This window comes from Pseudomonas sp. AC193 (assembly GCF_979258075.1).
On record NZ_OZ409832.1, the window covers coordinates 4,801,127 to 4,814,152 of the forward strand.

The 13,026-nt window shown below is 60.6% G+C and carries 11 protein-coding genes and 1 riboswitch; of the genes, 5 read left to right on the forward strand and 6 right to left on the reverse strand.

What is annotated here, in order from left to right:
* Nucleotides 1-107: 107 nt before the first annotated feature.
* The gene (gene thiC, locus ACZZ0D_RS21620; RefSeq protein WP_463554244.1) at nt 108-1,997 is read right to left on the reverse strand and encodes a phosphomethylpyrimidine synthase ThiC; all 1,890 of its coding nucleotides are present in this window, start codon (nt 1,995-1,997) and stop codon (nt 108-110) included.
* Between the two features lie 146 nt (nt 1,998-2,143).
* Nucleotides 2,144-2,249, reverse strand: a riboswitch (TPP riboswitch).
* Between the two features lie 206 nt (nt 2,250-2,455).
* Here thiC and ACZZ0D_RS21625 point away from each other — a divergent pair.
* Nucleotides 2,456-3,889 (forward strand): TolC family outer membrane protein, encoded by a 1,434-nt coding sequence (locus tag ACZZ0D_RS21625; RefSeq protein ID WP_053116739.1) that lies wholly within the window; start codon nt 2,456-2,458, stop codon nt 3,887-3,889.
* Nucleotides 3,890-4,058: 169 nt separating this feature from the next.
* Here the strand turns inward: ACZZ0D_RS21625 and waaA are convergent, their stop codons facing one another.
* Together waaA and ACZZ0D_RS21635 are read right to left on the reverse strand one after the other, a co-directional pair.
* Complete coding sequence (gene waaA / locus ACZZ0D_RS21630) at nt 4,059-5,333, reverse strand: lipid IV(A) 3-deoxy-D-manno-octulosonic acid transferase (RefSeq protein WP_463554245.1); 1,275 nt, start codon at nt 5,331-5,333, stop codon at nt 4,059-4,061.
* Between the two features lie 11 nt (nt 5,334-5,344).
* Nucleotides 5,345-6,241, reverse strand: coding sequence for a LysR family transcriptional regulator (locus tag ACZZ0D_RS21635; RefSeq protein ID WP_053116737.1), 897 nt, complete (start codon nt 6,239-6,241; stop codon nt 5,345-5,347).
* Between the two features lie 111 nt (nt 6,242-6,352).
* Between ACZZ0D_RS21635 and ACZZ0D_RS21640 the strand changes: the two genes are divergently transcribed.
* From ACZZ0D_RS21640 to ACZZ0D_RS21655, 4 genes are all read left to right on the forward strand, one after another.
* Nucleotides 6,353-6,685, forward strand: a complete 333-nt coding sequence (locus tag ACZZ0D_RS21640; RefSeq protein WP_053116736.1) for a DMT family transporter — start codon at nt 6,353-6,355, stop codon at nt 6,683-6,685.
* A 207-nt stretch (nt 6,686-6,892) separates the two neighbouring features.
* A complete protein-coding gene (locus ACZZ0D_RS21645) occupies nt 6,893-8,068 on the forward strand; it encodes an NAD(P)/FAD-dependent oxidoreductase (protein ID WP_463554246.1) in 1,176 nt (391 codons plus the stop codon).
* Nucleotides 8,065-8,877: an aldo/keto reductase gene (locus ACZZ0D_RS21650; RefSeq protein WP_463554247.1), complete on the forward strand. Its 813-nt coding sequence runs from the start codon at nt 8,065-8,067 to the stop codon at nt 8,875-8,877. Before ACZZ0D_RS21645 ends, ACZZ0D_RS21650 begins: the two co-directional genes overlap by 4 nt.
* Before the next feature lie 31 nt (nt 8,878-8,908).
* Entirely contained in the window at nt 8,909-9,871 is a 963-nt protein-coding gene (locus ACZZ0D_RS21655) for a metal ABC transporter ATPase (protein ID WP_463554248.1), read from the forward strand.
* A gap of 161 nt (nt 9,872-10,032) precedes the next feature.
* Here ACZZ0D_RS21655 and hldE read toward each other — a convergent pair whose 3' ends face one another.
* From hldE to ACZZ0D_RS21670, 3 genes are all read right to left on the reverse strand, one after another.
* Nucleotides 10,033-11,454, reverse strand: coding sequence for a bifunctional D-glycero-beta-D-manno-heptose-7-phosphate kinase/D-glycero-beta-D-manno-heptose 1-phosphate adenylyltransferase HldE (hldE, locus tag ACZZ0D_RS21660; RefSeq protein WP_282356079.1), 1,422 nt, complete (start codon nt 11,452-11,454; stop codon nt 10,033-10,035).
* A gap of 102 nt (nt 11,455-11,556) precedes the next feature.
* Nucleotides 11,557-12,168, reverse strand: coding sequence for an adenylyl-sulfate kinase (gene cysC / locus ACZZ0D_RS21665; protein ID WP_212549870.1), 612 nt, complete (start codon nt 12,166-12,168; stop codon nt 11,557-11,559).
* Nucleotides 12,161-12,865: a sulfotransferase family 2 domain-containing protein gene (locus ACZZ0D_RS21670; protein ID WP_463554249.1), complete on the reverse strand. Its 705-nt coding sequence runs from the start codon at nt 12,863-12,865 to the stop codon at nt 12,161-12,163. Before ACZZ0D_RS21670 ends, cysC begins: the two co-directional genes overlap by 8 nt.
* Between the last annotated feature and the right edge of the window lie 161 nt (nt 12,866-13,026).

The following is a 13,026-nucleotide window of genomic DNA, read 5'->3' on the forward strand; positions in this document are numbered from 1 at the left end:
TGTTATCTCAAAAAGGAGCAGAGAAAAAGCTGCAAGCTGCGAGCTACAAGTTAGAAGCAGTGCGCGGACTGCTTCTGATCTTGCAGCTTGTAGCTTGCCGCTCGGGGCTAGACTTTCTTGTACAGCTGACTGCCTTCCTTCTTGAACCGCTCGGCCTGTTCCGCCAGGCCTAGGGCGACGTCCACGTCGACCGCGTCGATCCGCTGGTTGGCCGCGTATTCGCGGACTTCCTGGGTGATCTTCATCGAGCAGAATTTCGGCCCGCACATCGAACAGAAGTGCGCGACCTTCGCCGAATCCTTCGGCAGGGTTTCATCGTGATACGAACGCGCGGTGTCCGGATCGAGGCCGAGGTTGAACTGGTCTTCCCAACGGAATTCGAAACGCGCCTTGCTCAAGGCGTTGTCGCGAATCTGTGCGCCCGGATGCCCTTTGGCCAAGTCCGCCGCATGCGCCGCGATCTTGTAAGTGATGATCCCGGTCTTCACGTCATCCTTGTTCGGCAGGCCCAAGTGTTCCTTCGGCGTCACGTAGCAAAGCATCGCGCAACCGAACCAGCCGATCATCGCCGCACCGATACCCGAGGTGATGTGGTCGTAGCCCGGCGCAATGTCGGTGGTCAGTGGGCCGAGGGTGTAGAACGGCGCCTCGTCGCAGCACTCCAGCTGCTTGTCCATGTTCTCTTTGATCAACTGCATCGGCACGTGGCCCGGGCCTTCGATCATGCATTGCACGTCATGCTTCCAGGCGATCTTGGTCAGCTCGCCGAGGGTCTCCAGTTCGCCGAACTGCGCTTCGTCGTTGGCGTCGGCAATCGAGCCCGGACGCAGGCCGTCGCCCAGCGAGAAGCTGACGTCGTAGGCCTTCATGATTTCGCAGATTTCGTCGAAGTGGGTGTAGAGGAAGTTCTCTTTATGGTGCGCCAGGCACCACTTGGCCATGATCGAACCGCCACGGGAAACGATGCCGGTTACGCGTTTGGCGGTCAGCGGCACGTAACGCAGCAGCACGCCGGCGTGGATGGTGAAATAGTCGACGCCCTGCTCGGCCTGCTCGATCAGCGTGTCGCGGAACAGCTCCCAGGTCAGGTCTTCGGCGACGCCATTGACTTTTTCCAGCGCCTGATAAATCGGCACGGTACCGATCGGCACTGGCGAGTTGCGGATGATCCACTCGCGGGTTTCGTGAATGTGTTTACCGGTGGACAAGTCCATCACGGTGTCCGAACCCCAGCGAATGCCCCAGGTCAGTTTCGCCACTTCTTCTTCGATCGAAGAACCCAGCGCGCTGTTGCCGATGTTGCCGTTGATCTTCACCAGGAAGTTACGGCCGATGATCATCGGTTCCAGTTCGACGTGGTTGATGTTGGCCGGAATGATTGCGCGGCCACGGGCGATTTCTTCGCGGACGAATTCGGCAGTGATTTCTTTCGGGATGCTCGCGCCGAAGCTGTGGCCGGCGTGTTGTTGCGTCAACAGGCCGGCAGCGCGGGCCTCTTGCAGCTTCATGTTTTCGCGGATGGCGACGTATTCCATCTCGGCGGTGATGATGCCTTTACGGGCGTAATGCATCTGGCTGACGTTGGCCCCGGCCTTGGCGCGGCGCGGGTTGTTAACGTGGGCGAAACGCAACTTGGTCAGCTCGGCATCGGCCAGACGTTGTTGGCCGAAGTTCGAGCTCAGGCCTGGCAGGCGCTCGGTGTCGCCACGGTCGTCGATCCACGCCGAACGCACATCGCCCAGACCTTTGCGCACATCGATCACCACGTTCGGATCGGTGTACGGGCCGGAGGTGTCGTAAACGGTGACCGGCGCGTTGATTTCACCGCCGAAATCGGTCGGCGTCACGTCGAGGCTGATTTCGCGCATCGGCACGCGGATGTCCGGGCGGGAGCCCTGAACGTAGACTTTTTGCGAACGGGTGAACGGCTTGACCGATTGCTCGTCGACTTTGGCCGAGTCACTCAGGTTGATCGCGTTTTTTGATTTTGTAGTCATCACGGGCTCTCCAGACAGCATCCAGGCAGTGGATTGTCGGAGCAGAACCTGAAAGGCACGGACGCACCAGGACTGGTGCTGTGCATCGTCGTCGAGCGTTCGATTGTCGAACAATTTCCCGGACGAAGCACAAGAGGACTCGCCGGGTGACGAGAAATCTTGTTCCCTACGCAGGCGCTAACCTGATCAGGTTCAACGGGATCCGAAATTATTCGATCTCAGCCTCATAGCAAGGCACCCCGACAAGAACCCGGCCAGTCTAGACACAACTGGCAAAGAACGCCAACACCGCGGCAAACACCATGATGAATGGCGCAAATACAGGGGCTTGGCCGATTGTTGTGAACCGATTGCGCAACTACACTCGCTTTGCCCTGCCGCGCCTTGACGCTACAGGGGCCGCGCCGTAGCCTTGGCGCGTACATTATTTCCATAATATTAATGCTAGGGATCGCCTCATGCTGCGCAAACTCTCACTGGCTATTGCCGTGTCTTGTGCGTCCAACGCAATGGCTTGGGCAGCAGAAGCGCCCTTGTCGACCAAAACCGATCTGGTCAGCGTTTACCAGGAAGCGGTCGATAACAACGCCGATCTGGCCGCCGCCCGCGCCCAGTACGGTGCACAGAAAGAAGTGGTGCCACAGGCCCGCGCAGGTTTGCTGCCAAACCTGTCCGGCGGCGCCGAAACCGCCAACGTGCGCACCTCGATTGATCAGCCTTCAGCCATCGCCAACCGCAGCGCGCATTCGTATCAGGCGACCCTCGCCCAACCGTTGTTCCGCGCCGATCGCTGGTTCCAGTATCAAGCCGCGAAGGACGTCAACGAGCAAGCCGCACTGCAACTGTCGGCAACCGAGCAGAACCTGATCCTGCAATCGGCGGAAAGCTATTTCAACGTGCTGCGCAGTCAGGACAACCTGGCCTCGACCAAGGCTGAAGAAGCCGCGTTCAAGCGCCAGCTCGACCAGTCCAACGAGCGTTTCGATGTCGGCCTGTCGGACAAGACCGACGTCCTGCAATCGCAAGCCAGTTACGACACCGCACGGGCCAACCGCATCGTTGCCCAGCGTCAGGTCGATGATGCGTTTGAAGCGCTGATCACCCTGACCAACCGTCAGTACAACTCGATTCAGGGCATCGTTCACTCGCTGCCGATCCTGCCGCCAGCGCCGAACGATGCTAAATCGTGGGTCGATACGGCGGCACGCCAGAACTTGAATCTGCTGGCCAGTAACTACGCCGTCAGCTCGGCGGAAGAGACATTGAAGCAGCGCAAGGCCGGTCACTTGCCGACCCTTGATGCTGTGGCCAAATACGAAAAAGGTGACAACGACGCCCTCGGTTTCGCCAACCCGAATTCGTTCGGCGCGCCTTACGGTGGCAACGTTGAACAGACCACCGTCGGCCTGCAACTGAGCGTGCCGATTTACAGCGGCGGGCTGACCAGTTCGCAAGTGCGTCAGTCGTATGCGCAGCTGGATCAGAGCGAACAACAGCGCGAATCGCTGCGTCGGCAGATCGTCGAAAACACCCGCAACCTGCACCGCGCGGTGAACACCGACGTCGAGCAGGTACAGGCGCGCAAGCAATCGATCATCTCCAACCAGAGCGCGGTGGAAGCCACGGAAATCGGTTATCAGGTCGGTACGCGCAACATCGTTGACGTGCTCGATGCGCAGCGTCAGCTGTACACCTCGGTGCGCAACTACAACAACACGCGGTATGACTACATCCTCGACAACCTGCGTTTGAAGCAGGCGGCGGGGACGTTGAATCCGGGTGATCTGGAAGATCTGCGACGCTATCTGAAAGCCGACTACAACCCGGACAAGGATTTCCTGCCGCCGGATCTGGCCAAGGCTGCGGAAGAGCAACTCAAGGCCCGCCCGTAAACAATCTGGAATGAATCCCCTGTGGCGAGGGGATTTATCCCCGTTCGGCTGCGCAGCAGTCGCAATACAGGTGAACAGGTTTTTCCTGAATCACCGCGTTGAATGTTTTTGGGGCTGCTTCGCAACCCAACGGGGATAAATCCCCTCGCCACAGTAATATTCCAAGCGACTATTTGATCAGCCGCGCCAAGCCATCCAGCAAGCGCTGCAACGCGCCCTGATTGCGGCGCATCACGGCCAGCCCGGCGTCGGCCATGCGTTGTGCATCACGCGGCAACTCGAACAAGCGCTGCACTTCCACCGCCAGCCCTTCGGCATCTTCCACTTCTGCCAACGCCCCGGCCTCACGCAATTGCGCGGCGATGTCGAGAAAGTTGAACAGGTGCGGGCCGCTGAGTACCGGTTTCGCCAGCGCGGCCGGTTCCAGCAGATTGTGCCCGCCGTTCGCCACCAGACTGCCACCGACAAACGCGCTGTCAGCCAAGGCATACAGAAACAGCAACTCGCCCATGGTGTCGCCGAGCAGTACAGAAGTCTGCGCATCGACATTGGCCCCGGTCGAACGTCGCACCGTGGAGAAACCTTCACGCTGACACAGTTCGAACACCGAGTTGAAACGCTCAGGATGGCGCGGCACCAGAATCAGCAACGCGTCCGGGTGATTGGCCAGCAAACGACGATGGGCATCAAGCACCACTTCGTCCTCGCCTTCGTGAGTGCTGGCGGCGATCCACACCGGACGCTCTTGCGCCTGCCATTGCCCGCGCAGTTCAGCGGCGCGTTGCAGCAGTGCGGGGTCGATGGTCAGGTCGAATTTGATCGAGCCCGTCACCTCGACCGTTTCCGGACGCGCACCCAGATCACGGAAGCGCTGCGCTTCTGCCTCCGTCTGAATGGCGAAAAAACTCATCTCGGCGAGCATCGGCGCCGTCAGTTTGCGGAACCGCCCATAACCGCGCGCCGAACGCTCGGACAAGCGTCCGTTGGCCAACGCCACCGGAATCCCGCGTTTAGCGCACTGATGAATGTGGTTGGGCCACAACTCGGTTTCCATGATCACCGCGAGTTTCGGTTGCACGCGATCAAGAAACCGCGCCGCCGCACACGGCAAGTCATACGGCAGGTAGCAATGCTGGATGCGCGGCTCGTTGGCGAACAGCGCTTGAATCCGCTCCGAACCGGTCGGGGTCATGCATGTCACGGTGATCGGCAGCTGTGGATAGCGTTGCAGCAGCGCGCGGATCATCGGCGCAGCGGCAATGCTTTCGCCCACCGACACCGCGTGCACCCAGATGCCGCCGGGTTGCAGCGTCGGCATCCCATAGGAAAAACGTTCGCCAATCCGCTTGGCATACGCCGGCGCCTTGCGCGCCCGCAGCCACAGCCGAATCGCCACCAATGGCAGCCCCAGGTAAAACAGCGCGGTGTAGAGAGTTCTATTCATGGCGGCGGAGTTTATCGACTTTTGTCGCCGATCGCCCGCAAGTGCACGGCAAAACGCTCCGCCAGCCAACGCGCCGCCGGGCCGAGCGGCTCGTCACGGCGCCAGACCAGTTCCACCACCAGCGCCGGCGGTGTCCATTCGCTGTCGAGTTCGACCATCAAACCTTGATAGGCCGAGTACTGCACGACGTGGCGTGGCAGCCACGCCCAGCCGAGATCGCGCACCAGCCATTCGGCCATCACGTAGTAGCTGTCGGCGCGCCAGACTTGCGGGCTGGCCGGTTCGTTGCCGGGGTAGACACTGGTTTGGGTCGACATCAATAGTTGCCGATGCTGCGCCATTTGCTGACATGTGACGTAGCTCTGCGTCGCCAACGGATGATTGATCCCGCAGACAGTGACCATTTCCACGCTGCCAAGAACTCGACGCTCCAACGCTTCGGGGATTTCGTCGTGATAGAACAGGAGGCCAAGGTCGGCGCGACGCTCTTCCAGTTTGCGCGCGACCTCACCTTGCGCGGCGCTGGTCAGTTGCACTTCGAGGCTGGGGAATTGCTCGGCCAGTGCGCCGAAACTTTCCACCAATGCCTGATAAGGCATCGCTTCATCCTGCGCCACGCGCAACTGCGCTTCCTGGCCGCGCATCATTGCCATCGCCCGACCGTTGAGGCGCTCGCACTGGCGCAGCACTTCCCGCGCCTCTTCGAGCAACGCCTCCCCCGCTTCGGTGAGGGTCGGCTGGCGACCGCTGCTACGCTCGAACAGGCTGACACCGAGGTCGTCTTCGAGCATCGCGATGGCGCTGCTGATCGCTGACTGCGCCTTGCGCTGTTGCCGTGCCACGGCTGAAAACGAGCGCTGCTCGGCGACGCTGACAAACACCCGAAGTTGATCCAGATTCCACTGCATGCTGACTCACCAACCCATCTTCAGAACAGATAGGTAATGACTTTACCCCATCTGGTGAACCTCTAAAATGCCGGCTCAGTAAAGCAACGTTTCACCTTGAGGATTTGAACCATGAACGCCTACGCCTACCTGGCCATTGCCATTTGCGCCGAAGTGATCGCCACCGTGTCGATGAAAGCCGTCAAAGGCTTCAGCACGCCGCTGCCGCTGGTGTTGGTCATCGTCGGTTACGGCATCGCGTTCTGGATGCTGACGCTGGTGGTGCGCACGGTGCCAGTCGGCGTGGCCTACGCGGTGTGGGCGGGGATGGGGATTGTGATGGTCAGCGTCGCGGCGCTATTTATTTATGGGCAGAAACTGGATGTGCCAGCGATGCTCGGGATGGCGCTGATCGTACTGGGCGTCGTCGTCATCCAGCTGTTCTCGAAAACCGCCGGCCATTAATTTGAAGTAACGCAATTCCCCCCTGTGGGAGCGGGCTTGCTCGCGAAGGCGGTGTGTCAGTTAACAATATGTTGTCTGACACAGCGCTTTCGCGAGCAAGCCCGCTCCCACATTTGGTTTTGTGTTTGTCCGGTTGATCATCGACAAATCCCGCGCTTTGCCGAGTCTGTATACTGCGCCCTCGTCTTGAACACCTGAGGTCGTTGCATGCCATCCGTTATTTCCACCGACGTTCTGATTGTCGGCGCTGGTGTCGCCGGCCTCTGGCTGAACGCGCGTCTGCGCCGTCAGGGTTTTTCGACCGTGCTGGTGGAAAGCGCCAGCCTCGGTGGCGGGCAGACTGTGAAGTCCCAGGGCATCATCCATGGCGGCGCCAAATACGCGCTGCACGGTGCGCTGACCGGCGCTTCGGAAGCCATCGCCGACATGCCGCGCCGCTGGCGTGAAGCGCTGGCAGGAGACGGCGAGCTGGATCTGTCCGGCGTGCGCCTGCTCTCCGAAGCTCACTATCTGTGGTCGCCCGGCACCCTCGCCGGCAACCTCACCAGTTTCTTCGCCAGTAAAGCCGTGCGTGGCCGTGTCGATCAGGTCAAGGGTGAGCAACTGCCGCCGGCCCTGCAAGACAAACGCTTCAAGGGCAAGGTCTACCGCCTCGCCGAACTGGTGGTGGATGTGCCGAGTCTGGTCGAACGTCTCGCCGATCTGGCCGGTGACGGCCTGCTCGCCGGACAAACCATCGAACCGCTGCTGGAAGCGGGCGTGCTGGTTGGCCTGAAAGTCGATGGCCGCGAAATCCGTGCGCAACGCATCGTGCTCAGCGCCGGCGCCGGTACTGCGCAATTGCTTGAAGACCTCGGCCTGAGCCAACCGGCCATGCAACGTCGACCGCTGCACATGATCATCGCCAAAGGCCCGGGCCTGAAGCCGCTGTACGCGCACTGCCTGGGCGGCGGCACCAAACCGCGCATCACCGTGACCACCCATCCTGCCGCTGACGGTCAGTGGGTCTGGTACATGGGCGGCGACATCGCCGAAAGCGAAGGCGTACACCGTGAGCCCGCCGAGCAGATCGCCACAGCACAAAAAGAGATTGCACAGTTGCTACCGTGGATCGACCTCAGCACCACGCAATGGGCGACCTTGCGCGTTGACCGTGCCGAACCGCTGCAAACCGGGCTGACCCGCCCGGACAACGCCTTCCTCGCCGAACAAGGTCGTCTGCTGGTCGGCTGGCCGACCAAACTGGCGCTGGCGCCAGACTTCGCTGATCGCGTGATCGCTGCACTTGAGCGCGACGGCATTCAGCCCCACGCCAGCGAACCGTTACCGGCCCTGCCGAAACCACCGATGGGCGTTCCTGCCTGGGAGCAACTGCTGCCATGAGCCTTCCGAGCCTGCACGACTTCCACCGCCCGCTGGGCAGCACCGGCCTGACGGTTTCGCCGCTGGGTCTGGGCACGGTCAAACTCGGCCGCGACCAAGGCGTGAAATACCCCAACGGTTTTCAGATCCCCGGCGATGACGAAGCGCGGATGCTGCTGCGCCAGGCGCGCGAGCTGGGCATCAACCTGATCGACACTGCCCCCGCTTATGGTCGCAGCGAAGAACGCCTCGGCCCGCTACTGCGCGATCAGCGTCAGGACTGGGTGATTGTCAGCAAAGTCGGTGAAGAATTTGCCGATGGCCTGTCGCACCACGACTTCAGCGCTGCGCATACACGCATGTCGGTTGAACGCAGCCTGCAACGTCTTGAAACCGATTTTATCGATCTGGTTCTGGTGCATTCCGACGGCAACGATATGGCGATTCTTGAGCACGAAGAAGTTTACGCGACCCTCGCCGCGCTCAAGACCGAAGGCAAGATTCGCGGCTTCGGCTTCTCCGGCAAAACTGTCGAGGGCGGCTTGAAAGCGTTGGAGCAAGGGGACTGCGCGATGGTCACCTACAATCTGAACGAACAGAGCGAGAAAGCAGTCATTGACTATGCTGCTGCCCACGGCAAAGCCATTCTGGTGAAAAAGGCGCTGGCCAGCGGTCACGTTTGCCTGAGTCCGGGAGTCGATCCGGTGCGCGCCAGCTTCGAGTTGTTGTTTGCCCAGCCAGGCGTAGCCAGTGCTATTGTCGGAACGATCAATCCGCTGCACCTCGCCCACAACGTTGCGACCGTAGCCCAAGTCCTTCGTGGTCACTGACGCCGCCCCGCGGCATTAAGCAGGAGCCGACATGCCGCGCACGCTCATCAGAAAGAACCCGAGCAACTTCAAAACCCTGCCACTGTTCGTCGAAGCCACGCCTGAAGGCCTGGCCTATCAGAGCGTCGGCATGCCGCTGAATTTTTCCCAGACCCTGCAACGGCGCAAACCGGTGAGCGTGGCGGACGCCGAGCGGTTTTCGCTGGAGCTGGCCAACCTCGGTGTGTCGGTGCGCCTGACCCTGCATTGGCAGAATCGCGATTACTGGGTGCTGGTGCGCCAGCGTCGGCAGGATCGCGGCGACGTGGTGCTGAAACTGATTTCCGGTTATGTGCCGGCGCACGAACTGAACATTCCGCTGCACACGGCGATTCAGGAAATTGCTGAAGAGTGTTTGCTGGAAACCCCGGAAGGCTGGCTCGGCGGCCGATTCAACGATACGTGGCTGCCGGCGCCCTACTCGTCTGCCCTGCATTATCGTGAAGCGCTGCCGTTTCGCCTGTCGCCGCTGTCGGGTTCAGCGCGACCGGTGCGCTGCGCCAATCTGCAATTGCAGGAACGGCCACGGGCTTATGTGCATTTGCCGACGGCGTCGCTGCAATTGATTTACGACCTGCGTCTGGACGTGCCCAAGGAAGCCAAATCCTTGAGCCTGTTTCATGTGGATGAGCGGCTGGAAGGCGATCAACTGGTGGCGCGGCTGGATCGCAAGCGGCCCGATTTGTACCTGATGCCGTTGCAGGACGGTCAGCCGTTGCCGGAGTTGTACACCCTGAAAAAGGATCAACTGTACCCGGCGAGTACTCGCGGTTTATATCTGGCGGAAAGCTTTGCCCGTCAGGAGGGCTGGCTGGTGCGCGATGAGCGGATTCGCTGGAAGGACTGGTTGCGTCAACAAGGTCTGACGCCACCGGAGAAGACGACTGGCCTCGCGCGATTACGCGGCAAGGCCAAGCAATTGCTGAAGAAAATCGTACCGCGCAAAGCGATTTGAAGGTTTCACCATAACCTTGTGGCGAGGGGATTTATCCCCGTTGGGTGGCGAAGCCGCCCCAAAACCTGTGACCGCGGTGATTGAGATTTATCGCGGTGACTGGTTTTACGACTGCTACGCAGCCGAACGGGGATAAATCCCCTCGCCACAATTGCCCTTCATCAGGACTTGCGGATTTTTTCCACAATCGCCGTGGTCGAGCTGTTTTCCACCAGCCCCAGCACCTTCACCGTGCCGCCATAAGCGGTGACGATATCCGCGCCAACCACCTGATCAATGCCGTAATCCCCACCCTTGACCAACACATCCGGCTTGACCTCGCGCAGCAGGTTTTCCGGCGTGCCTTCAGGGAAGCTGATCACCCAGTCCACCGCACCCAGACCGGCGAGTACCGCCATGCGTCGGTCGACACTGTTGATCGGACGGCCCGGGCCTTTCAGACGGCTGACAGAGGCGTCATCGTTGATCGCCACGATCAGGCGATCACCTTGGGCGCGCGCCTGTTCCAGATAGGTCACGTGGCCGGCATGCAGAATGTCGAAGCAGCCATTGGTGAAGACGATGCGTTCGTTGTGCGCGCGAGCATCGTCAACCGCCAGCAGCAGTTGCTCCAGACCCAGCACGCCACGCTCCGAACCTTCTTCGCGCTGGATTGCGCGACGCAGTTCCGGGGCGCTGATCGCCGCCGTACCCAATTTGCCAACGACGATGCCGGCGGCCAGGTTGGCCAGGGCCACCGCGTGAGGCAATTCTTCGCCCGCCGCGATCGCTGCCGCCAACGTGGAAATAACGGTATCGCCGGCACCGGTGACGTCGAACACTTCGCGGGCACGTGCCGGCAAGTGCAGCGCCGGATGATCCGGGCGCAACAGAGTCATGCCGTGTTCGCCACGGGTCACCAGCAGCGCGCCGAGCTCGAGGTCGTGCATCAGGGTCGCGCCCTTGCTCACCAGCTCGTGCTCATCGGCGCAACCGCCGACGATGGTTTCGAATTCGCTGAGGTTCGGCGTGATCAGGCTGGCGCCACGGTAGATCGAGAAATCCTTGCCCTTCGGATCGGCCAGCACCGGAATGCCTTTGGCACGCGCGGCCTGGATCAGCACCTGATGGTTTTTCAACGCGCCTTTGCCGTAGTCCGACAGCACCAGCACCTTGATGCCTTCGAGCAAGTCTTCGACCTGCGAGGCCAAGGCCAATGCATCAGTGGCAAACGGTTCTTCAAAGTCGATACGCAGCAATTGCTGGTGCCGGCTCATGACCCGTAGTTTGACGATGGTCGGCTGATGCGCGATGCGCTGGAACAGGGCACGAACGCCCGCACCTTTGAGACTGTTGCTCAGGCTGTCGGCGGCTTCGTCATCGCCGGTCACACCGACCAGCGACGCCGGCGCACCCAGCGCGGCAATGTTCAAGGCAACGTTGGCAGCGCCGCCCGGACGGTCTTCGATTTGCTCGACTTTAACGACCGGCACCGGCGCCTCAGGGGAAATCCGTGAGGTACCACCATGCCAGTAACGGTCGAGCATGACATCGCCGACCACCAAGACAGGGGCTTGATCGAATCGCGGCATGGACAACTTCATGGAGCAACCCACATACAAAATGAACAGGGGCGCGATATTAACACAGGGTTGGCGCCGGCTTGCGCGCAGGCTGCAACAGGATGAAACAGGTGGGTTTTCTGTTCATTTTTTGAGCAGCAACGCCGCCAACTGCTGACAGGCTTCGGGCAGTTCAAGGGCTTCAGTGTCGATTCGGCATTCCGCACTCAGCGGGGGCTCGTAGGGACTGTCGACGCCGGTGAAGTTGCTGATCCGGCCCTCGCGAACCGCTTGATACAAACCTTTCGGATCGCGCCGCGCACACACCTGCAACGAGGTGCTGACATGCACCTCGATAAAATCCTCCGGCGCAAACAGTCGGCGTGCCGCCTCGCGCTCGGCGCGAAACGGCGAGATGGCCGCGACGATCACGATCAGCCCGGCATCGACCATCAGCCGCGCCACCTCCGCCATGCGCCGAATGTTCTCGCGACGACAGCCATCGCCCATGCCCAGATCGCGACACAGGCCACTGCGCACATTGTCGCCATCGAGCAAAAACGTGTGCAGGCCAAACTGATGCAGATACAACTCCAGCGCATTGGCCAGTGTTGACTTGCCTGCGCCGGAAAACCCGGTCAGCCACAGGCAACGCGGACGCTGCCCCTTGATCATGGCGCGGGCCTGATGCGACAGCGCCAGACCATAAGGGCGAATAGCCGGCGCTGGCGACGGCAGCGACAGGGATTCATTCATAACCGAGCAACTCGTAGTCACGTTGATAAACCCGTCTCACCAATCGCCGGGTGCGCGTGGTGCAAAACTCGCGTGCGGGCATGGGCTGACGTTGCCGGGAGCTGTTGACGTGGGGCAACTGACTGGCCAGACCCAACTGCTCGCAGACCAACTGAAAGTCGCGCTGCAGATGTTCCTGATAGCCGATGAAATCCAGCGCCAGATGGCCCAGCGAGTCGGTGAGAAAATCGGTTTGCGCCGCAAAGTGCAATTGCCGGGGAATGTTCTCGGGATGCAGCCAGCGCAAGACAAAATCGTCGAAATCCCGGTACTGCCTGACCAGTTGCTGCGCGGCCTGATCGCGGCCACTCAGTTCATTACCGCGCAGAAAAGCGAAAGCCGAGTACGCGCGCTCCAGCGGGTCGCGCACGAAGGCAAACTTCCAGGCCGTGGCGAATTGTTGCGGAAACTGTTCCTGATACCAGTACAACGGCAGATGCCCCGGACGCCAGCCGTCGAACATCGCTTCGCAGACACTGCTGCCGGCGCACTTGGGCACATGAATGAATAAACAGGAGTGCTGCTGGAAAGCCTTTGGAAACGCGAGACTGGCCGACATCGACTTGTTCACGACCTGCCGATCAACCACCGACAAGCGCCCAAGCAGGAAGGCCCGCTGCGGTTTGGGCAGCAGTTTCCACAGATAGCGTTGCAACATGAGAATACCCGCGCGACGGGGATGTCCCCCTCGATAGATGTAAGAGTTCGTTGAGGAACCTTAACAAGCGCGGTGCCCGGTTTTATGCCGGTTTGGTCAAGAAGGGTAAAGGTCTGGATACAAACAACGTCCCACGACTGCAATGCACTTTCCCTATAGGA

Excerpts from the sequence above, each read along its gene's own strand:
- thiC (WP_463554244.1), bottom strand. The coding sequence starts at position 1,997 with ATGACTACAAAATCAAAAAACGCGATCAACCTGAGTGACTCGGCCAAA.
- waaA (WP_463554245.1), bottom strand. The coding sequence starts at position 5,333 with ATGAATAGAACTCTCTACACCGCGCTGTTTTACCTGGGGCTGCCATTG.
- ACZZ0D_RS21650 (WP_463554247.1), top strand. The coding sequence starts at position 8,065 with ATGAGCCTTCCGAGCCTGCACGACTTCCACCGCCCGCTGGGCAGCACC.
- ACZZ0D_RS21625 (WP_053116739.1), top strand. The coding sequence starts at position 2,456 with ATGCTGCGCAAACTCTCACTGGCTATTGCCGTGTCTTGTGCGTCCAAC.
- ACZZ0D_RS21640 (WP_053116736.1), top strand. The coding sequence starts at position 6,353 with ATGAACGCCTACGCCTACCTGGCCATTGCCATTTGCGCCGAAGTGATC.
- ACZZ0D_RS21655 (WP_463554248.1), top strand. The coding sequence starts at position 8,909 with ATGCCGCGCACGCTCATCAGAAAGAACCCGAGCAACTTCAAAACCCTG.
- ACZZ0D_RS21635 (WP_053116737.1), bottom strand. The coding sequence starts at position 6,241 with ATGCAGTGGAATCTGGATCAACTTCGGGTGTTTGTCAGCGTCGCCGAG.
- cysC (WP_212549870.1), bottom strand. The coding sequence starts at position 12,168 with ATGAATGAATCCCTGTCGCTGCCGTCGCCAGCGCCGGCTATTCGCCCT.
- ACZZ0D_RS21670 (WP_463554249.1), bottom strand. The coding sequence starts at position 12,865 with ATGTTGCAACGCTATCTGTGGAAACTGCTGCCCAAACCGCAGCGGGCC.
- hldE (WP_282356079.1), bottom strand. The coding sequence starts at position 11,454 with ATGAAGTTGTCCATGCCGCGATTCGATCAAGCCCCTGTCTTGGTGGTC.
- ACZZ0D_RS21645 (WP_463554246.1), top strand. The coding sequence starts at position 6,893 with ATGCCATCCGTTATTTCCACCGACGTTCTGATTGTCGGCGCTGGTGTC.